At 59.3% G+C, this 19,216-nt stretch carries 21 protein-coding genes; 9 read left to right on the top strand and 12 right to left on the bottom strand.

The features are described 5' to 3' along the window. Positions 1-44 precede the first annotated feature (44 nt). On the top strand, positions 45-563 hold the full coding sequence (locus tag RHP74_RS08000; RefSeq protein ID WP_010461897.1) for a DUF2062 domain-containing protein: 519 nt from the start codon (positions 45-47) through the stop codon (positions 561-563). A gap of 141 nt (positions 564-704) precedes the next feature. On the opposite strand, the gene RHP74_RS07995 is transcribed toward RHP74_RS08000, so the two are convergent. From RHP74_RS07995 to RHP74_RS07980, 4 genes are all read right to left on the bottom strand, one after another. Further along, complete coding sequence (locus tag RHP74_RS07995; protein ID WP_311098746.1) at positions 705-1,484, bottom strand: ABC transporter permease; 780 nt, start codon at positions 1,482-1,484, stop codon at positions 705-707. Then, positions 1,481-2,413 carry an ABC transporter ATP-binding protein gene (locus RHP74_RS07990; RefSeq protein WP_010461902.1) on the bottom strand — a complete coding sequence of 311 codons (933 nt, stop codon included), beginning with the start codon at positions 2,411-2,413 and terminating at the stop codon, positions 1,481-1,483. Before RHP74_RS07990 ends, RHP74_RS07995 begins: the two co-directional genes overlap by 4 nt. A gap of 133 nt (positions 2,414-2,546) precedes the next feature. Continuing rightward, a complete protein-coding gene (locus RHP74_RS07985) occupies positions 2,547-3,170 on the bottom strand; it encodes a glutathione S-transferase family protein (protein ID WP_083374758.1) in 624 nt (207 codons plus the stop codon). A 43-nt stretch (positions 3,171-3,213) separates the two neighbouring features. After that, complete coding sequence (locus RHP74_RS07980) at positions 3,214-3,873, bottom strand: transglutaminase family protein (protein WP_169858229.1); 660 nt, start codon at positions 3,871-3,873, stop codon at positions 3,214-3,216. A gap of 248 nt (positions 3,874-4,121) precedes the next feature. On the opposite strand from RHP74_RS07980, the gene RHP74_RS07975 reads away from it, so the two are divergent. The 5 genes from RHP74_RS07975 to RHP74_RS07955 all read left to right on the top strand — a co-directional run bounded on the left by RHP74_RS07975 (position 4,122) and on the right by RHP74_RS07955 (position 9,026). Next, the gene (locus tag RHP74_RS07975; RefSeq protein WP_311098742.1) at positions 4,122-6,569 is read left to right on the top strand and encodes an acyl-CoA dehydrogenase; all 2,448 of its coding nucleotides are present in this window, start codon (positions 4,122-4,124) and stop codon (positions 6,567-6,569) included. Between the two features lie 65 nt (positions 6,570-6,634). Then, entirely contained in the window at positions 6,635-7,042 is a 408-nt protein-coding gene (locus tag RHP74_RS07970) for a PA2817 family protein (RefSeq protein ID WP_145308052.1), read from the top strand. 272 nt (positions 7,043-7,314) lie between these two features. Next, on the top strand, positions 7,315-7,446 hold the full coding sequence (locus tag RHP74_RS07965) for a hypothetical protein (protein ID WP_010461912.1): 132 nt from the start codon (positions 7,315-7,317) through the stop codon (positions 7,444-7,446). Between the two features lie 77 nt (positions 7,447-7,523). Further along, a complete protein-coding gene (locus tag RHP74_RS07960) occupies positions 7,524-7,706 on the top strand; it encodes a hypothetical protein (RefSeq protein WP_010461914.1) in 183 nt (60 codons plus the stop codon). A 105-nt stretch (positions 7,707-7,811) separates the two neighbouring features. Continuing rightward, positions 7,812-9,026, top strand: a complete 1,215-nt coding sequence (locus RHP74_RS07955) for an MFS transporter (protein WP_010461916.1) — start codon at positions 7,812-7,814, stop codon at positions 9,024-9,026. On the opposite strand, the gene arfB is transcribed toward RHP74_RS07955, so the two are convergent. Together arfB and RHP74_RS07945 are read right to left on the bottom strand one after the other, a co-directional pair. Continuing rightward, complete coding sequence (arfB, locus tag RHP74_RS07950) at positions 9,023-9,436, bottom strand: alternative ribosome rescue aminoacyl-tRNA hydrolase ArfB (RefSeq protein WP_010461917.1); 414 nt, start codon at positions 9,434-9,436, stop codon at positions 9,023-9,025. The two genes, RHP74_RS07955 and arfB, sit on opposite strands and share 4 nt — an antisense overlap. 224 nt (positions 9,437-9,660) lie before the next feature. After that, the gene (locus tag RHP74_RS07945; RefSeq protein WP_083374760.1) at positions 9,661-11,076 is read right to left on the bottom strand and encodes an amino acid permease; all 1,416 of its coding nucleotides are present in this window, start codon (positions 11,074-11,076) and stop codon (positions 9,661-9,663) included. 931 nt (positions 11,077-12,007) lie between these two features. Between RHP74_RS07945 and RHP74_RS07940 the strand changes: the two genes are divergently transcribed. Then, the gene (locus RHP74_RS07940) at positions 12,008-12,145 is read left to right on the top strand and encodes a hypothetical protein (protein ID WP_010461921.1); all 138 of its coding nucleotides are present in this window, start codon (positions 12,008-12,010) and stop codon (positions 12,143-12,145) included. A 70-nt stretch (positions 12,146-12,215) separates the two neighbouring features. Then, positions 12,216-13,181, top strand: coding sequence for a leucyl aminopeptidase (locus tag RHP74_RS07935; RefSeq protein WP_311098738.1), 966 nt, complete (start codon positions 12,216-12,218; stop codon positions 13,179-13,181). Positions 13,182-13,415: 234 nt separating this feature from the next. Here the strand turns inward: RHP74_RS07935 and rluB are convergent, their stop codons facing one another. From rluB to RHP74_RS07905, 6 genes are all read right to left on the bottom strand, one after another. After that, the gene (gene rluB / locus RHP74_RS07930; RefSeq protein WP_010461925.1) at positions 13,416-14,714 is read right to left on the bottom strand and encodes a 23S rRNA pseudouridine(2605) synthase RluB; all 1,299 of its coding nucleotides are present in this window, start codon (positions 14,712-14,714) and stop codon (positions 13,416-13,418) included. Between the two features lie 157 nt (positions 14,715-14,871). Further along, positions 14,872-15,063, bottom strand: a complete 192-nt coding sequence (locus RHP74_RS07925) for a DUF1289 domain-containing protein (RefSeq protein ID WP_077748016.1) — start codon at positions 15,061-15,063, stop codon at positions 14,872-14,874. A 135-nt stretch (positions 15,064-15,198) separates the two neighbouring features. Continuing rightward, complete coding sequence (gene scpB / locus RHP74_RS07920; RefSeq protein ID WP_311098735.1) at positions 15,199-16,191, bottom strand: SMC-Scp complex subunit ScpB; 993 nt, start codon at positions 16,189-16,191, stop codon at positions 15,199-15,201. Between the two features lie 11 nt (positions 16,192-16,202). Then, complete coding sequence (locus RHP74_RS07915) at positions 16,203-17,024, bottom strand: ScpA family protein (RefSeq protein WP_010461931.1); 822 nt, start codon at positions 17,022-17,024, stop codon at positions 16,203-16,205. After that, positions 17,025-17,654 carry an L-threonylcarbamoyladenylate synthase gene (locus tag RHP74_RS07910; RefSeq protein ID WP_010461933.1) on the bottom strand — a complete coding sequence of 210 codons (630 nt, stop codon included), beginning with the start codon at positions 17,652-17,654 and terminating at the stop codon, positions 17,025-17,027. A 13-nt stretch (positions 17,655-17,667) separates the two neighbouring features. After that, positions 17,668-18,531, bottom strand: coding sequence for a PHP domain-containing protein (locus tag RHP74_RS07905; protein WP_010461935.1), 864 nt, complete (start codon positions 18,529-18,531; stop codon positions 17,668-17,670). Between the two features lie 87 nt (positions 18,532-18,618). Between RHP74_RS07905 and RHP74_RS07900 the strand changes: the two genes are divergently transcribed. Further along, positions 18,619-19,215: a septation protein A gene (locus tag RHP74_RS07900; protein WP_077748018.1), complete on the top strand. Its 597-nt coding sequence runs from the start codon at positions 18,619-18,621 to the stop codon at positions 19,213-19,215. Position 19,216 lies beyond the last annotated feature (1 nt).

Genomic DNA, 19,216 nt, shown 5'->3' with positions numbered 1-19,216 from the left:
TAGAATCCAGACATACTTGCCGCCTTAACCGACCGAGAAGCCTTATGCCCCGGCGCTTATTCAAACGTTACATGCCAGACCCGACCAGCATCAGGGAACACAAATCCTTACGCTTTCTCGGCACCCTGCTGCATGACCCGAACCTCTGGCACCTCAATCGTCATTCCGTCGCACGGGCCATGGCGGTGGGCCTGTTCGCGGCCTTCCTGCCCATTCCGTTGCAGATGCTGGTCGCTGCCATTCTGGCGATCGTCGTGCGGGGCAACATGCCCATTGCCGTCAGCCTGGTCTGGCTGACCAACCCGATTACCATGCCAGCGGTGTTCTTCTGCACCTATCAGACGGGAGCGTGGTTGATGGACGTGCCGGCCAGGCATTTGCCGGACGAGCTGACCTGGGAATGGATCAGTGGCGAGCTTTCCACCTTGTGGCAGCCGTTTTTGCTGGGTTCAGTGGTGACGGGACTGGTGCTGGGCGCCCTCGCCTATTGCCTGGTGATGATGTATTGGCGCTGGTGGGTTGGGCGGCAGTGGAAGCGGCGCAAGAGAAACCGGATGCAGTAAATGCAAAACGGCCTCCATTGTTGGAGGCCGTTTTTTTATGGCGTCTGGGCTGACGCCTTCGCGGGCAAGCCTCGCTCCTACAGGTCCGATGGTGAACTGTAGGAGCGAGGCTTGCCCGCGAAGCAGGCGATGCGGTCTTTCTCAGGTACGCATTCCGCGCCCACTGACCAGCAGCCGCGCACAACCGATGTATAGAGCTACGGTCGCCACCAACATGAAAGTAATCGCCACGCTGATCCTGATGTCCGAAACGCCAAGAATGCCGTAACGGAAGGCGTTGACCATGTGCAGCACCGGGTTGGCCAGGGACACGGTCTGCCAGAACGGCGGCAGCAAGCTGATCGAGTAGAACACCCCGCCCAGGTATGTCAGGGGTGTCAGCACGAAGGTCGGAATGATCGAAATATCATCGAAGTTACGTGCAAACACGGCGTTGATGAAGCCCAGCAGCGAGAAGATCGTCGCCGTCAGCACCACCACCAGAATGGTCACGCCCAGGTGATGCACCTGCAATTCGGTGAAGAACAGCGACAACAGCGTCACGATCAGCCCGACCATCAAGCCCCGCAGCACGCCGCCCAGGGTGTAGCCAATCAGAATCGTATGCGGCGATACCGGCGACACCATCAATTCTTCGATGGAGCGCTGGAACTTGCTGCCGAAGAAACTCGACACCACGTTGCCGTAGGAGTTGGTGATCACCGACATCATGATCAGGCCCGGCACGATGTATTCCATATAGGTGAAGCCACCCATATCACCAATCTGTCGACCGATCAGGTTACCGAAGATCACGAAGTACAGGACCATGGTGATGGCCGGCGGCAGCAGGGTCTGCGGCCAGATCCGGGTAAAGCGCTTCACCTCGCGGTAAACGATGGTGTTGAGGGCAACGAGGTTGGGTTGCAGCTCGGAACTCATACCGCCACCTTCGACAGATTTTTCTCCACCAGAGACACGAACAACTCCTCGAGGCGATTGGTTTTGTTACGCAGGCTCAGCACTTCGATGTTCTGCTGCGCCAACTGGGTGAACAGCGCGGTGATGCCCATGGCCTTGTCGACCTGGACTTCGAGTGTGTGGCTGTCGAGCAGCTTGGTCGGATAACCGAGCAACTGCGGCGCGACGTTCAGCGTGTTCTTGAGATCAAGCAGAAAGGTTTCCACATGCAGCTGGCCGAGCAGCTGTTTCATGCTGGTGTTCTCGACAATCGTGCCGTGGTCGATGATGCCGATGTTGCGGCACAACTGCTCAGCCTCTTCCAGGTAATGAGTGGTGAGGATGATGGTGATGCCTTTCTGGTTCAGCTCGGTGAGAAAGGTCCACATCGAGCGACGCAGTTCGATGTCCACACCCGCGGTCGGTTCATCGAGGATCAGCAGGCGCGGTTCGTGGACCAGTGCGCGGGCGATCATCAGGCGACGCTTCATGCCACCGGACAGCGAACGCGATGGCACATCGCGTTTGTCCCACAGCCCGAGCTGGGTCAGATACTGCTCGGCGCGTTCCTTGGCGATCTTCGGCGGGATGCCGTAGTAACCGGCCTGGGTCACGACGATGTCGAAGGTTTTTTCGAACTGGTTGAAGTTGAATTCCTGGGGCACCACGCCGATGCAACGCTTGAGCGCCGCCGGCTCCTTGTCCAGGTCGTGACCGAAGATATTCACCGTGCCGCTGGTCTTGTTCACCAGGGTTGAGAGAATGCCGATGGTCGTGGATTTGCCGGCACCGTTAGGGCCGAGCAAGGCGAAAAAGTCACCTTCGGCGACGTCCAGATCGATACCACTCAGGGCCTGGAAACCGTTGCCGTAGGTTTTGGTTAGCTGCCGGATGGACAGAGCGGAACTCATATCGGATTTACGCACCAAGAAGGGAAGAAAGGGATAACTATGGGCGGGCGGCGAGCAATGCAACCGCGGCGCACGAGCGCAATGGTGCTTGTCGCCGCCAAACAAGTACAGTCAAGTGTGTCGATAGTGAGTATTAAGTCAACGCGGTCATAACGGCTTTTTTATACGCCGGACGCTGTTTCAGTCGTGCATACCAGGCTTCAAGATGCGGCTGCGGTGCACGCTCGATCGGCATCTCGAACCAGGCATAAATGAAACTGCCGAGGGGAATGTCGCCCATGCCGATTTCGTCGCCGGACAGATACGGCGCGGCCGCCAACGCCTGGTTCGCCATCGCCAACAGATCATCGCACTCCTTGATTGCGGCGTTGATGGCGGTCCAGTCCTGCTTGTCTTCAGGTGTGCGTAACACGCCCCAGAACACCGTGCGGAACGGGCCGGCAAAACTGGAGGTGGTCCAGTCCATCCACTTGTCGGCAGCGGCGCGAGCCTTCAGATCCGTCGGGTACCAGGCCGTGCCGTTGGCGTGCTGAGCCATCAGGTAGCGCACGATGGCGTTCGATTCCCAGAGCACAAAGCCGTCGTCTTCGATCACCGGCACACGACCGTTGGGATTCATCGCACGATACTGCGGCGTATCGACTACACCGAAGGCGCCACCCGCATCGATGGCTTCATAGGCCAGGCCCAACTCCTCGGCGGCCCACAATGGCTTTCTGACATTCGACGAATTTTTCCGACCCCAGATCTTCAGCATGACCGCCTCTTTATGGATGAATGCGCAGGCAGCATACGCCGGATCAGGCGCGGCTCAAATCACTCTGCATGTCACCCAGCAACGCCGGCAATGTGTCGCTGAACAGATGTGGGTAGCACTTTTCCAGGTGCTCGAAAAAGAACGTCTCAGGCACGTCGGTGAACTGGCCATGGTCGACCAGGTACTCCATCAGCTGCTCGCCGTCGCGGTTGAAGGGATGGAAAACACTGTCGCTGATGCCGTCGAACTCCAGCGGCGCGATATTGAACAGTTCGCAGAGTTGCTGGTTGAAGGCCGGCGTCGCCTTGACCCAGCGACCGTTCAGATACAGCTCGGTATAACCGTGCATGGCGAACACATCGCTTCTGAGCAACTCGAGCAAACGCGGGGTCGACAGGTGATTGCGCACGTCCGCCAGGCCGATCCGCGCATGGATCCCGCAATGTCGCGCGGCACCGGCTAGAAGCGTGGCCTTGGGCACGCAATAACTTTCCCCGGCCGCCAAGGCATAACTGCCGCGCAACGTATCCGGGTCGCGACTGAACGTGTAGGGGTTGTAGCGCACGGCCTCGCGCACCGCGTAATAGAGGTTGATCGCCTGCTCAAGCGGATCGCGACTGGCGCCCCGGTGTTTTTCGGCGAACTCCACCACCGAGGGGTGGTCACTATCGATGAAGCGGCCGGGACTCAGATACTCGTGCATGAGAACAATCTCCTGGGGAAGCCACGAGTCTAACGACACCTTCAGCACAGAGATAACGACGTTTCGGCCAAACATGGGCGTATTGCCGCGTAGGAAACGAACGATTTCCCGGGCGTGTTGCCAACCCAACCTACAAAACTCATCGATGGTTTCCCACGAATTCAATCACCTCGCTCCGACCACCCTGTTTTGCGGATGCCGTCTAAGCTCTGAAGGTTGGTTTTGCCCTGGTTCACGGAGGATTAAATATGCTGCTGTTGTGGATACTGGTTCTGGTTGTCGGGATAGCTTATTTAGCCCACCGTCGCATCGCCCCCCCGCCCGCCCTGTGCATCGTCGCTGCCTATATCGTCGCGATGGGGGCCTTCAGTCGCGCGCCAGGCTGGCTGCTGCTGGTTTTCTGGGTGTTGATTGCAGCCGTCGCGGCGCCGTTGTTGCTGCCCGACCTGCGTCGCAAATTCTTCAGCGCGCCGCTGTTTAGCTGGTTCCAGAAAACCCTGCCGCCAATGTCGCAAACCGAGCGCGATGCGATCGACGCCGGGACCGTGTGGTGGGATGGCGAACTGTTCAGCGGTCGCCCGGACTGGAACAAGTTGCTGTCCTATCCAAAAGTGCAGCTCAGTGAAGAGGAACAGGCCTTTATCGACGGCCCGACCGAAGAGCTCTGCGCCATGGTCACCGACTGGCAGATCGGGCAAGACATGGACCTGCCGCCCGAAGCCTGGACCCACATCAAGGAGAACGGCTTCTTCGCGCTGATCATCCCCAAAGAGTTTGGCGGCAAGGGCTTCTCGGCCTATGCCCACTCCCAGGTGGCGATGAAACTGGCAACCCGCAGTGGCGACCTCGCGTCGACCGTAATGGTCCCTAACTCGCTGGGCCCGGCCGAACTGCTGCTGCATTACGGCACCGACGAACAACGCAACCATTACCTGCCAAGGCTGGCACGGGGTGACGATATCCCGTGCTTCGCATTGACCGGCCCACTGGCCGGCTCCGACGCTGGCGCCATGCCCGACACCGGGGTCATCTGCAAAGGTGAATGGGAAGGCAAGGAAACCCTCGGCCTGCGCCTCAACTGGGAAAAGCGCTACATCACGCTGGGCCCGGTCGCCACCCTCCTCGGCCTGGCCTTCAAGGCCTATGACCCGGACCATTTGCTGGGTGACAAGGAAGACCTGGGCATCAGCCTGGCGCTGATCCCGACCGACACCGCCGGTGTCGAGATCGGTCGCCGCCATCTGCCGCTGGGTGCCGCCTTCATGAATGGCCCGAACTCAGGCAAGGACGTCTTCGTGCCGCTGGACTTTCTCATCGGCGGCCAGGAAATGCTCGGCAAGGGCTGGATGATGCTGATGAACTGCCTGTCAGTCGGGCGTTCGATTTCCCTGCCGGCGGTCGGCACCGGTGCGGCCAAGTTCACCAGCCTGGTCACCGGTCAGTACGCACAGGTTCGTGAGCAGTTCAACGTTCCACTGTCGGCGTTCGAAGGTATTCAGGAAGCCATGGCACGCATCGGCGGCAACGCCTGGATGATGGACGCCGCCCGAATGCTGACCGCCAACGCGGTGGACCTGGGCGAGAAACCGTCGGTGCTGTCGGCGATTCTCAAGTACCACCTCACCGAACGCGGCCGCGAGTGCATCAGCCACGCCATGGATGTTCACGGCGGCAAGGCGATCATCATGGGGCCGAACAACTACCTCGGTCGCAGCTGGAATGGCGCGCCCATTTTCATCACCGTGGAAGGCGCGAACATCCTCTCGCGCAACCTGATGATCTTTGGTCAGGGTGCCATTCGCTGCCATCCGTTCGTGCTGAAGGAAATGGCTCTCGCCGGCCGTGAGGACAAGGATCAGGCACTCACCGAATTCGATGGCCTGCTGCTCAAGCACATCGGTTTCGCCGTGAGCAACGCTGCCAGCACGCTGGTGTTGAACCTTGGCTTCGGGCACCTGGAACATTCGCCGGGTGACAAGCTCAGTCAGGGTTACTTCCGTGCGCTTAATCGACAGGCGGCTGCGTTTGCCATGCTTGCCGACCTCAGCATGATGTTGCTGGGCGGTGAACTGAAACGTCGCGAACGCCTGTCGGCGCGTCTTGGGGATGTGCTCAGCAACATGTACCTCGCCTCCGCCGCGCTCAAGCGTTACCACGACCTCGATTCGCCGGAGCACATGGCGCCGCTGTTCAAGTGGGCCATGGAAGAAAGCCTTGGCCAGTCGGAGCGTGCGCTGGATGAATTGCTCAGCAACTTCCCGAACAAGGTGCTGGGTTGCCTGTTGCGGGTGATCGTGTTCCCGTTCGGCCGTCGCCACAAAGGTCCATCGGACAAACTCGGCGCCGAAGTCGCCGCAGTGATCGGACGCGCCAAGGGCGATCCAACCCTCGAAGAATTGCTCGGCGGTTGCTACCGCCCGCAATCGGCAGACGACGCGGTCGGCGCCCTGCAACACGCCTGCAACCTGTTGAACGCGGCGCAGCCGTTACAGAAAAAACTGCACCTGGCGCTCAAGAGCGGTCAGGTCAAACCGGCGGCTGGGGAACATGTCATCGATGCAGCGCTGGAGGCTGGAGTGTTGCAAGCGGGTGAGGCGCAGTCCCTGCGTGATGCCGAAGTAGCCCGGCGCAAGGTCATCGACGTCGATGATTTCGACAAAGACGAACTGGCACTGGCCGACGGAAAGGTCCGCTGATCCTGTAAAAACGGGCGCAGGAGCTTTATACTCCTGCGCCCGTTTTGCTCTTGAGGACTTATCTCGTGTCCAACGTCGTTGCCGATCATCTTGTCTTGCTCGACCACTTGCGCAGCATCCTGGTCGCGGTAGGTGAGGCCGAACAGGTTCCCGAAGAAAGCCATGCCCTGTTCCTGGAGCGCTTCGATGAGCTGCGTGCGTTGCTGCCGGTCGACCCGATCGAAAGCCAATACCTGGGCCAGGACATTCTGGGCCAGGTGATCGCCCGTTACCCGCAAATCGCCCACCTGGTCCCGCGCGACCTGTTGTGGTATTTCGCCGGTGACTGCCTGCATTTCATGCCCGATGATGAAATCGATTTGTACCAGGCACTGGAAGAGCGTCGTTTCGAAGCCGAACAGAACGACGAACCTTTCGACTGGAATCAGGAAAAACAGCTGCTGGCAATGTCGAACGACGAGCCGAAGCACTGATCACCGACTGGAATGCAAAAGGCCCGCATGGTTATTCATGCGGGCCTTTTTTATGGCATTGCCAAAAAATGTGAGGTCTGGCCGGGCCCTTCGCGAGAAGGCTCGCACCTTGGTTTTGTGTCACTGCTACTGACCTGTCTAGACAACTCCATCCGTCGAAACAAATGGATATAAAAGTCTGTTTGTCATTTCTCCTGCTGTATCCTGCCCAAGCTTTTTTAAAAGCGCGGATCTACCAGATCTATCAACAGACTTTGCGAGGAGCGCGAACCATGCACGAGATCCCTAATCTCCCCTTCCCAAGCCTGCACGAAACTGAGCAGACAACCACGCAACAAGCCGGTGCCCAACAGCCCGAGCCGAAAGAAGCCACTGAACGCCGCCAGGCCGACAGCGAAGACTGAAACACCTGCAATGCCAGACCGTGTGGAAAGCGCTAACATGCGCTTTCCACACCGCCTGAACCCTTGAGCTGCCCACCATGACCGACGACTTCACAGAGACCCAGGCCAGCGTCCTGATCGGCACCGCCGAGAAGATGATCGAGATCTGGAATCGCCTCTCCCCCGAGAAACAAGCCGCGTTGCTCGCCCGTTTCGGCACCGAAGAAAACGCCCTGGCCGCCCTGGTCACGACGCAACTGGTCGCCCCCGCAAAACCCTGATTAACCCCCCGCACGGCAAATAGTTTTACTTTTCCACGCCCCACGGACGCTCGCGCCGCTATCATAAGCTGCCTATCTATCCTGCTTTCCCGTGGACCTTTACCCATGTCTGAAAACCAGCGCCCCCTGGCGGTCACGCTGCAAGTCGTTTCCATCGTTCTCTTTACCTTCATCGGCTACCTGAACATCGGCATTCCCCTCGCCGTATTGCCCGGCTACGTCCACAGCGATCTCGGCTTCGGCGCAGTGATCGCGGGGCTGGTGATCAGCGTGCAATACCTGGCCACCCTGCTCAGCCGCCCTTATGCCGGGAAAATCATCGACAATAAGGGCAGCAAACTCGCGGTGATGTATGGTCTCGCCGGTTGCGGTTTGAGCGGCGTGTTCATGCTGATTTCAGCCTGGACTCAAAGCCTGCCGATGCTGAGCCTGATCAGCCTGCTGATCGGCCGCCTGGTGCTCGGCAGCGCGGAAAGCCTGGTGGGCTCCGGCTCGATTGGTTGGGGCATCGGCCGGGTCGGCGCGGCGAACACCGCCAAAGTCATCTCCTGGAACGGCATAGCGAGTTACGGCGCACTGGCAGTCGGCGCGCCGTTGGGTGTGTTGCTGGTCAGTCAACTGGGCTTGTGGAGCATGGGCGTGAGCATCGTGCTGCTGGCCGTCCTCGGCCTGGCACTGGCCTGGCCAAAAACCGCCGCGCCGATTGTGGTCGGTGAACGGTTGCCGTTCATGCATGTGCTGGGACGGGTGCTGCCCCATGGTTGCGGCCTGGCCCTGGGCTCGATCGGATTCGGCACCATCGCTACCTTCATCACGCTGTATTACGCCACACAGCACTGGGACAACGCGGTGCTGTGCCTGAGCCTGTTCGGCGCCAGTTTCATCGGCGCGCGATTGCTGTTCGGCAACCTGATCAACCGCCTCGGCGGCTTTCGCGTGGCGATTGCCTGCCTGTCGGTGGAAACCCTGGGGCTGCTGCTGCTGTGGCTGGCGCCGGATGCACATTGGGCACTGGCCGGTGCGGCATTGAGCGGTTTCGGCTTCTCGCTGGTGTTCCCGGCGCTGGGCGTGGAAGCGGTCAACCTGGTGCCGGCCTCCAGTCGCGGTGCTGCGGTCGGGGCTTACTCGCTGTTCATCGATTTGTCGCTGGGGATTACCGGGCCGCTGGCCGGTGCGATTGCTGCAGGGTTTGGCTTTGCCTCGATCTTCCTGTTCGCCGCGATTGCTGCATTGAGCGGTTTGGCGCTGAGCGTTTATTTGTACCGGCAGGCGCCGAAGCACTTGAGTGAAAAGTACCGCGAAGGGCGCGACGCTCGCTAGAAATCGATCTTGCCGCGCCCGGCCTTGATGCTGCCGCGCTTGGTCTTGGATTCCAGCCGACGCTTCTTCGAACCGAGGGTCGGCTTGGTCGGGCGGCGTTTCTTCTCGACTTTGGTGGCGCTGAGGATCAACTCGACCAGCCGCTCCAGCGCATCGGCGCGATTGGCTTCCTGCGTGCGGTATTGCTGGGCCTTGATAATCAACACGCCATCGCTGGTGATGCGACTGTCACGCAGCGCCAGCAGCCGTTCCTTGTAGAACTCGGGCAAGGACGAGGCCGGAATGTCGAAGCGCAGGTGCATGGCGCTGGAGACCTTATTGACGTTCTGCCCACCGGCGCCTTGCGCGCGGATGGCGGTCAACTCGATCTCGGCATCCGGCAGATGCACATTGTTGGAAATCACCAGCATGGAAAAGCGTCCGTATTCAGAACGCGCAGGATACCGCGAATGAACTGAAAGCATGCGGTCCTGTAGGAGCGAGGCTTGCCCGCGATAGCAGTGTTGTCAGTCGACATCTTTGTTGCCTGACACGACCCCATCGCGAGCAGGCTCACTCCTACAGGGGGTTGTGTGAGGCCTGAAAACAACAAACCCGGCACATTGGCCGGGTTTGTTGTTTCTGCGCGCTGCGCTTACTTCGCGTTTGCAGCCTGCAACGCATGCTGAGCGCTGCGCTTGTTCTTGATGCCGTAGCACACCCACATGAACGCGACCCAAACCGGAATCGCATACACCGAGATCTGGATGCCCGGGATCAACAGCATTACGCCGAGAATGAACACCACGAACGCCAGGCAGACGTAGTTCCCGTATGGGTACCACAGGGCTTTGAATAGCGGCGTCTGCTTGGTCTTGTCCATGTGCTGGCGGAACTTGAAATGCGAGAAGCTGATCATCGCCCAGTTGATCACCAGGGTGGCAACCACCAGCGACATCAGCAGTTCCAGCGCGTTTTGCGGGATCAGGTAGTTCAGCAACACCGCAATCAACGTCACCGCCGCCGAAGCGAGGATCGAACGCACCGGCACGCCGCGCTTGTCGATTTTCGCCAAGGCTTTCGGCGCATCGCCCTGCTCGGCCATGCCCAGCAGCATCCGGCTGTTGCAGTAAGTGCCGCTGTTGTACACCGACAGCGCCGCCGTCAGGACCACGAAGTTGAGGATGTGTGCGGCGGTGTCGCTGCCAAGCATCGAGAACACTTGCACGAACGGGCTGCCGCTGTAGGAATCACCCGACGCATTCAGGGTCGCCAACAGGCTGTCCCACGGCGTCAGCGACAGCAGGATGACCAGCGCACCGATGTAGAAAATCAGGATCCGGTAGATCACCTGGTTGATGGCTTTCGGGATCACGGTTTTCGGCTTGTCGGCTTCTGCTGCGGTGAAACCGAGCATTTCCAGGCCGCCGAAGGAGAACATGATGATCGCCATGGCCATCACCAGGCCGCTAACCCCGTTCGGGAAGAAACCGCCGTGGGCCCACAGGTTGGTCACCGAGGCTTGCGGGCCGCCGTGGCCGCTGACCAGCAGGTAGCTGCCGAGCGCGATCATGCCGACAATCGCCACGACCTTGATGATCGCGAACCAGAACTCGGCCTCGCCAAAGACTTTGACGTTGGCCAGGTTGATCAGGTTGATCAGCACGAAGAAGCCGGCGGCCGAGACCCAGGTCGGAATGTGTGGCGCCCAGTAGTGGATGTATTTGCCGACCGCAGTCAGCTCCGACATGCCCACCAGGATGTACAGGATCCAGCAGTTCCAGCCCGACAGGAAGCCGGCGAACCCGCCCCAGTATTTGTGGGCGAAGTGGCTGAAGGAACCCGCCACAGGCTCTTCGACAATCATTTCGCCGAGCTGGCGCATGATCATGAAGGCAATGAAGCCGCAGATGGCGTAGCCGAGGATCATCGACGGGCCGGCAGATTTCAGTACACCGGCCGAGCCCAGGAACAGCCCGGTACCGATCGCGCCACCGAGGGCGATCAGTTGAATATGGCGATTTTTCAGGCCGCGTTTCAGCTCGCCTGAATGCGAGTTTTGTCCACTCATGAAAAGGGTCTCACGCAAGGTTTGATGATGTTCGTTAGACGTTGCTGCTCGGTTGCGATTTCAAGCAGCGCCGATCAAACCCCAGCGAAGGCAAAAGGAGTTCAGCGTTTTTACAACGGTCATGCGTCACCTGTTTGTTTTTATCTGTGACGAAATCGAACCCGACACGCTTGTGGCGCGGCGGAGTGAACAAGGCGGATAGCCTTGAGGTTTGCGCAGATGCGCAGGAGGTCACAGTTAAAACGCGGCGCATTGTACACCTGTAACCCCCTGCTGCCAGACACCGCTGGATCAGCGCGTCGTTTGCCGGGATTGCCTGTGTCCGCCCCGAGGGTTTCGGGCGGCTGCAAAAACTGGGTCAGACCTTTGCGGGTCTTCGACGGGGACGACGAACAAATCGCCCTCGGGGGAGAAGTGGAGATGAGTCACGGCGTTCATTGCGCCTCCTTCTTGTTATGCACCTGCACGACAGGCATGGAGCGCATCTCACCCTGCCAGCGCCGTTGAAACAAGCGAGCCAGAGCCTTGCAGGGTGGTTGAACGACGTGTTTGCGGAAGGATTTCCTTACACACCTTCCGTGGACGTCAATCCAAGGGCTCAGAGGCGATAACCCGTCAGCTTTTCTTTACAAGCCGTAACGCAAACTTTCCAAATCAGATCAATCCGTAGGACGACTGCAAATTGACGTTAGGAAGCTTCCTAAGGAAAAGGTCGAGTTAGTTTTTTGTTTTTAATCGATAAACAAGCCCTCAGAAAACAGAATAAAAAGTTCAAACAAATCTAATTTGATTATTTTTTTGCAATTCAAAAAGCTCTGGACTAGGTTTTCAGCGACTTGCCGAGACGCATCGACCGGCAAGTTGGCACGTTATTCAATGACTGAAAAACGCGCCGCTGCACTTACCGAAAAAGTCATCTAGGAGATTCACAATGCAAGCACTTGAAAAAGACTTGGAAACTGAACTGCAACTGGACGATTGGTTTGAAGCACCGACCCATGAAGCCGCCGTTGAAATGATGCAAGCCGATGCGGTTGTTCCGTTCGGCACGGCGATGTGGCCTCTGTAAGGCCCACCCGGCAGGCACGATCCGGCCGGTTGTGCCTGCCACTTTTTCTCGGTTTGTCAGGGAGGACTACATGGATAAGCAACGCGCCATATCGCATTTCCTTTACTACCTCGAACACCACCCTGCCGTTGCCGGCATCAACCCGGCAAAGGTCTTGTTCGGCCACACCGCTGATTACGAGGCACTGACCGGCGCCATCGCCGAACAGGCCAGTGACAGCCAGCCCTTCCGTTTCAGCACCATGCGCCTGGACATCGAGCCGACAGAAAAGCTGGCCCAGGCGATTGCCGAAAGCGATCTGTACATTTTCTTCTACGACTCTTCCACCCTGCCCAATCCTCGCCCCGACGGCCCGGAGTTTGTCCGTGCGCTGCAAGGTGTAATGGCCGAGAACTGGAAGAAGTCGCTGCTGTTCAAGGATTACGGCGATTACTTCTACGACACTTTCAGCGTCACTCCGCAGCGCATAGCGGGCTTGAACAGCCACTTGATCCAGCGCATGTCTCACGCGACAACGTTGAGTTTCAAAGATGATCACGGCTCGTGGTTTGAAACACCGCTGAACAGCATCAAGAAGTGGACCGACATCAACGGCATCGGCAACTTTGATTTGGCCCCCGGTGAAATTGCCACGCACAGCGAAGCGATCAACGGCCGGGTGAAGTTCATGGGGACCTTCCTCAGCACCATTCCGTTTGCCCGCAAGTACGGGGTGCTGGATTCGCCGCTGGAGTTGTGGATCGAGAACTCGACCATCCACAAGATCGCCACGGAAGTGCCGGGACTGGAACATGATTTCAACAAGTACCTGGAGGCCAATCCGTCGAACCGGCGCATTGAGGAATTGGGAATCGGCACCAATGAAGGCGTGAAGGCGCTGTATGCCCGAAATGCCGGGTTCGAAGAGCGCCATTGCGGGCTGCATCTGGGGTTGGGTGGTGGGGCCAAGGGCAGCCATCATCTGGACCTGATCTTCTCCAGCGGCGTGTTGGCGCTGGATGATGAGCCGGTGTTTGATGGGCGGTTTGTTTTCTAAGCAACATGAACCCTGTGGCGAGGGAGCTTGCTCCCGTTCGACTGCGCAGCAGTCGCAAAACCTGCCGCCACGATTTGCCTGACACACCGGGGTAGAGGGTTTGGGGCCGCTTCGCGACCCAACGGGAGCAAGCTCCCTCGCCACAGGTTTATCTGCATTCTGAAGACCGGCTTTTGCCAGACCAAAAAAAAACGCCAACCCGAGGGTTGGCGTTTTTTATTCGGTGCTTACCGATTACTCAGGCTTGCGACGACCAAAGCCCGGACGCTGGCCCGAACCGGCTGGCGCACCACGGCGTTTGCCTGATGGCGCATCCTTGTCGACCAGAACGATGCCTGGGCGCTTCTTCGCCGGTGCCTTGGCCGGGCGCTTGGTGTCGGAAGGACGGTCTGCCACTGGCGTACCGCGACCCGACTCACCACGAGACTCGCCACGACCGGCTGGAGCACCGCGATCACTGCGACCACCACTTGGAGCACCACGGCCTTCGCCACGTTCAGTGCGACCGTTGGCCGGACGCGGCGTGCGTGGACCGCGCTCGCCATCAGCGCGTGGCGCTGCTGGTTTGCGGGCTGGACGCTCGCCTTCGATTTGCGGTTCACGGGAGTCACGCGGCGTAGCAGCGGTCTGGTTGCCGATGGCTGGACGCAACGAACGCACGCGCTCGGTCTTGCCCATTGGACGCGACGATTTACGCTGCATGCGGTCGAGCTTGTCTTTGCTCTTGGCGTTCATTTGCGGCATGGCCACTGGGGTCAGGCCGACTTCAGCACTCAGAATGTCGACTTCGTACTGGCTCATTTCGCGCCAGCGGCCCATCGGCAGGTCGGAGTTGAGGAACACCGGACCGAAACGCACGCGCTTCAGACGGCTGACCACCAGGCCCTGGGATTCCCACAGACGACGAACTTCGCGGTTGCGACCTTCCATCACCACGCAGTGGTACCAGTGGTTGAAACCTTCGCCACCAGGTGCTTGCTTGATGTCGGTGAACTTGGCCGGGCCGTCTTCGAGGACGACGCCTGCTTTCAGACGCTCGATCATTTCGTCATCGACTTCACCACGGACACGTACCGCGTATTCACGGTCCATTTCGTAGGACGGGTGCATCAGGCGGTTGGCCAGCTCACCGTCGGTGGTGAACATCAGCAGGCCGGTGGTGTTGATGTCCAGGCGACCGATGTTGATCCAGCGACCTTCTTTCGGGCGCGGCATCTTGTCGAAAACGGTCGGACGGCCTTCCGGATCAAGGCGGGTGCAGATTTCACCGTCGGGCTTGTTGTACATGATCACGCGGCGTACCGACTCGGCGGCTTCTTCGCGCTTGATCACCTTGCCATCAATGGTGATGGCGTCGTGCATGTCAACGCGCTGCCCAAGGGTGGCGTCTTTGCCATTGACCTTGATGCGGCCGTGGCTGATCCAGGCTTCCACGTCACGGCGCGAGCCGACGCCGATACGGGCGAGGACTTTCTGCAGTTTTTCGCCTGCTGGGCCGATTTCCTGGTCGTCTTTCTGGTCGTTGATACTCATCTGGGCACCTCCCGGTGTGGTCTGTTCAGGCGGCCCTGAATTGAGCGTCCTGAAGCGATGTAAAACTGGGTACTTTGGCAAAGGGATCGCCAAAGGGTCGCGAATCATACGCTCATGGAAGCGTTCGCGCATCAGAGACTAGCTGATGAATGGAGACTTACTTGCCTTTCCGCCGACCGGCGGCGCCAAGTTTGATCAACCGCAGCGACGCTTCGGCCAGCACCGTGCGCTTGTCGGACTTGTCGAGTTTCTTCCAGGCCCTGATCTCGCGCTTGCTGCGGCCGCAGCCGAGGCAGATGTCATCGGCGAATTTGCAGACGCTGATGCAGGGGTCTTTGGTTGAGCTCATCAAATTCTCCAGGCAACACAGAACCCCTGTAGGAGCGAGCCTGCTCGCGATGAGGGAGTGTCAATCGACATCGTTTTGCCTGACCCACCGCTATCGCGAACAGGCTCACTCCCTCAGGGGGAATCGGCGTCCGGGTCAGTCGTCGAATTCGCGGCGTTCGGCTTCGATGGCTTCGGCCAGAGCCCGGGCTTCGGCCTCTTCGTCGCTCAATTCGGGTTCGGGTTTGTGCTGTTCGAGGGCAGCCACAGCAGCCAGAAGTTTCTCCCGCGCTTCGGCGACACCCAGCACGTCATCTTCCAACTCTTCTTCCGGTTCTTCTTCGACTGTGGCTTCAGGCTCGACCTGAAGTTCAACTTCGATTTCAGGCTCAGGCTCAGGCTGATCCAGCACCTCTTCGGAATCCGTCACTGCACTATCACGCAGGATGTCATCGAAGTCGGTCTTGAGCCCCTCTTCCATGGTGTCCAGTTCCAGCAACAGCGTATGGAAACTGGTCTCCTCCTTGGGTTCTTCCGGTTCGGCACTGGCATCCGCCAGTTCCTGCAAGCCTGCCGGTACCGGCGCGTCGTCAAAATCGAGCACCGGATCAGGCTCCAGCTCTCGCAACTCAGCCAGTGGCGGCAAATCGTCGAGGTTCTTCAAGTTGAAGTGGTCGAGAAACGCCTTGGTGGTGGCGAACATCGCCGGTTTGCCAGGCACGTCGCGGTATCCGACGATACGAATCCACTCGCGTTCCAGCAGGGTCTTGACGATGTGACTGTTGACCGCCACGCCCCGCACGTCTTCGATCTCGCCCCGGGTGATCGGCTGGCGATAGGCGATCAAGGCGATGGTTTCGAGCATGGCGCGGGAATAACGCTGCGGGCGTTCTTCCCACAAACGGCCTACCCACGGCGAGAATTTTTCGCGGATCTGCAGGCGATACCCGGAGGCCACTTCCTTCAGCTCGAAGGCACGGCCGTCGCAGGACTTGGCCAGAATCGTCAGGGCTTTCTTGAAGACTGGCGGCTCAGGGCGCTCGCCCTCTTCGAAGAGTTCGAACAGGCGTTCAAGCGATTGCGGTTTTCCCGAGGCCAACAGAAAGGCTTCAAGCAATGGCGCCAGCTCGCGGGGTTCAGTCAGGTTCATGATTCAACTCGTTATTCGGCTCGGGCTCGCACGTGGATCGCCGCGAACGGCTCATTCTGCACCAGCTCGACCAAAGATTCCTTGACCAGTTCGAGGATCGCCATAAAGGTCACCACCACCCCCAGGCGTCCTTCTTCAGCGGTGAACAGCTCGACAAAGGGCACGAAACCGCCGCCCTTGAGCCGGTCCAGCACATCGCTCATGCGTTCGCGGGTGGACAATGCCTCGCGACTGACTTGGTGACTTTCGAACATGTCGCCACGGCGCAGGACCTCGGCCATGGACAGCAGCAGCTCTGACAAACGCACGTCCGGCAACAGCTTGCGCGCCCGCGCTTCCGGGGCATCCAGTTTGGGCACCACCACGTCACGCCCGACGCGAGTCAGGCCATCGATGCCTTCGGCCGCCGCCTTGAAGCGTTCGTATTCCTGCAAGCGACGGATCAGTTCGGCGCGCGGGTCATCTTCTTCGTCTTCGATGGTTTCGGCCCGCGGCAACAGCATCCGCGACTTGATCTCGGCCAGCATCGCGGCCATCACCAGGTACTCGGCGGCCAGTTCCAGGCGCACCGACTGCATCAGCTCGACATAGCCCATGTACTGGCGAGTGATTTCCGCCACGGGAATGTCGAGGATGTTGATGTTCTGCTTGCGGATCAGGTACAGCAGCAGGTCGAGGGGCCCCTCGAAGGCTTCGAGAAACACTTCGAGCGCATCCGGCGGGATGTACAGGTCCAGCGGCATTTCCATGACCGCCTGGCCATAGACCATGGCGAAGGGCAGCTCTTGCTGGGCGCCGGCCTGACTGTCGACAACGGGTTCTACTGCAGACATCTACGCCTCGGCCATGAACGGCGTAGGGTCGCCGCAACCGACGCGGATCACTTCCGGCTCGCCGTCGGCGAGGTTGATCACGGTGGACGCCTTGATCCCGCCGAAACCGCCATCGATGATCAGGTCGACCTGATGCTCAAGCAATTGGCGCATTTCGTAAGGATCGCTCATCGGATCGGTGTCGCCGGGCATGATCAGGGTCACGCTCATCAAGGGCTCGCCGAGTTCTTCCAGCAGCGCCAGGGCAATCGGATGGCTCGGCACCCGCAGGCCGATGGTGCGTTTTTTCGGGTGCAACAACAGCCGCGGGACTTCGCGGGTGGCGTTGAGAATGAAGGTGTAAGGCCCCGGCAGGTGCGCCTTGAGCAAGCGGAAGGTGCCCGTGTCGATCTTGGCGAACACCCCCAGTTGCGACAGGTCGCTGCAAATCAGCGCGAAGTTGTGCTTTTCATCCAGCCCACGCAAACGGCGCACGCGATCCACGGCATTCTTGTCGCCGATCTGGCAACCAATGGCGTAGGACGAGTCTGTGGGATAAATCACCACCCCGCCGCCACGGATGATTTCGACAGCCTGTTTGATCAGGCGCGCTTGCGGGTTTTCCGGATGAATCTGGAAAAATTGACTCACATTCTCTACCTGTTCAGACGGCGGCAATAATTGGGTCATGTTTGAATCGACACCACAGTGGTGGCAGATCCTCCGGGAGCGGGCGGTACTCGCCGATCTCGGACCAGCCTCCAGGGCCATGAAAATCACTGCCGGCGCTGACCAGCAGACCGAACTCGCGGGCAAGAATCGCCAGGCTGCCCACTTGCTCGGCGGGCTGATGGCCATTGACCACTTCAATTGCGTGGCCCCCGGCTTGAATATAGTCAGAAATCAGGCGGCGACGCTTGCTGCGAGTGAAATCGTAGTGCCACGGATGCGCCAGGCTGACCCAGGCTTTCGCGGCTCGCAGCGTTTCGACCGTGTCTTCCAGGGTCGGCCAATGCTGCTTGACGTCGCCCAGCTTGCCGGCGCCCAGCCATTTACGGAACGCTTCAGCGCGATCCTTGACGAAACCTTCACGCACCATCCAGTCGGCGAAATGCGGACGGGCCGGCGCATTGCCGCTGTCGCCCAGTTCCTGCTGGATCGCCCGGGCACCTTCCAGCGCGCCGGGCATGCCTTTCAATGCCAGCTTGCGGCTTATTTCTTCGGACCGTAGCCAGCGGCCATCGTGCAATTTGGCGATCGCCTCGACCAACGGTTCGGCATTGACATCAAATCCGTAGCCGAGCACATGAATGGTCGCGCCGCCCCAGGTGCAGGACAATTCGACGCCGTTGACCAGTTGCATCCCCAGCGAGGTCGCCGCACTGCGGGCCTCATCGAGGCCCTCGAGGGTGTCGTGATCGGTCAAAGCCAGGACTCGCACGCCTTTCTCGAACGCACGCGCCACCAGGACAGCAGGCGCGAGAGCGCCATCGGAGGCGGTGCTATGGCAGTGCAAATCAACATTCACGGGGATGTGTTACCTCAAATCAGCTGGCGCTATCGCGCGCCCATATGTTTGTTATTATGCCGCCACATCCTGCTTCTGGCTGCCACTGTGAAACAATTCATCGATTTCATCCCGCTCCTGCTGTTTTTCATCGTTTTCAAAATTGATCCACGGGTCGTCGACATCGGCGGTCATCAACTGACTGTAGGCGGTATTTACAGCGCCACCGCGATGCTGATCATCAGCTCCCTGGTGGTTTACGGTGCGCTGTTCATCAAGCAGCGCAAGCTGGAAAAGAGCCAATGGCTGACCCTCATCGCCTGCCTGGTCTTCGGTAGCCTGACCCTGGCGTTCCACAGCGAAACCTTCCTGAAGTGGAAAGCGCCGGTGGTCAACTGGCTGTTCGCCCTGGCGTTCATTGGCAGCCACTTCATCGGCGAGCAACTGCTGATCAAGCGCATCATGGGCCATGCACTGACCCTGCCGGACCAGGTCTGGACGCGACTGAACATCGCCTGGATCGGCTTTTTCCTGTTTTGCGGTGCTGCCAACCTGTTCGTCGCGTTCACGTTCCAGAGCTACTGGGTCGACTTCAAAGTCTTCGGCAGCCTGGGCATGACGTTGCTGTTCCTGGTCGCACAGGGCATTTACCTGTCCCGCCACCTGCACGACGCCGATACCACCACGCCAAAAACCGAGGACTGAC

This window comes from Pseudomonas sp. SG20052 (assembly GCF_031766055.1).
In the GTDB taxonomy this organism is placed as follows: Bacteria; Pseudomonadota; Gammaproteobacteria; order Pseudomonadales; family Pseudomonadaceae; genus Aquipseudomonas; species Aquipseudomonas mandelii.
Note: the sequence above shows the minus strand (reverse complement) of the source record. Positions and strands in the feature narration are given on the sequence as shown.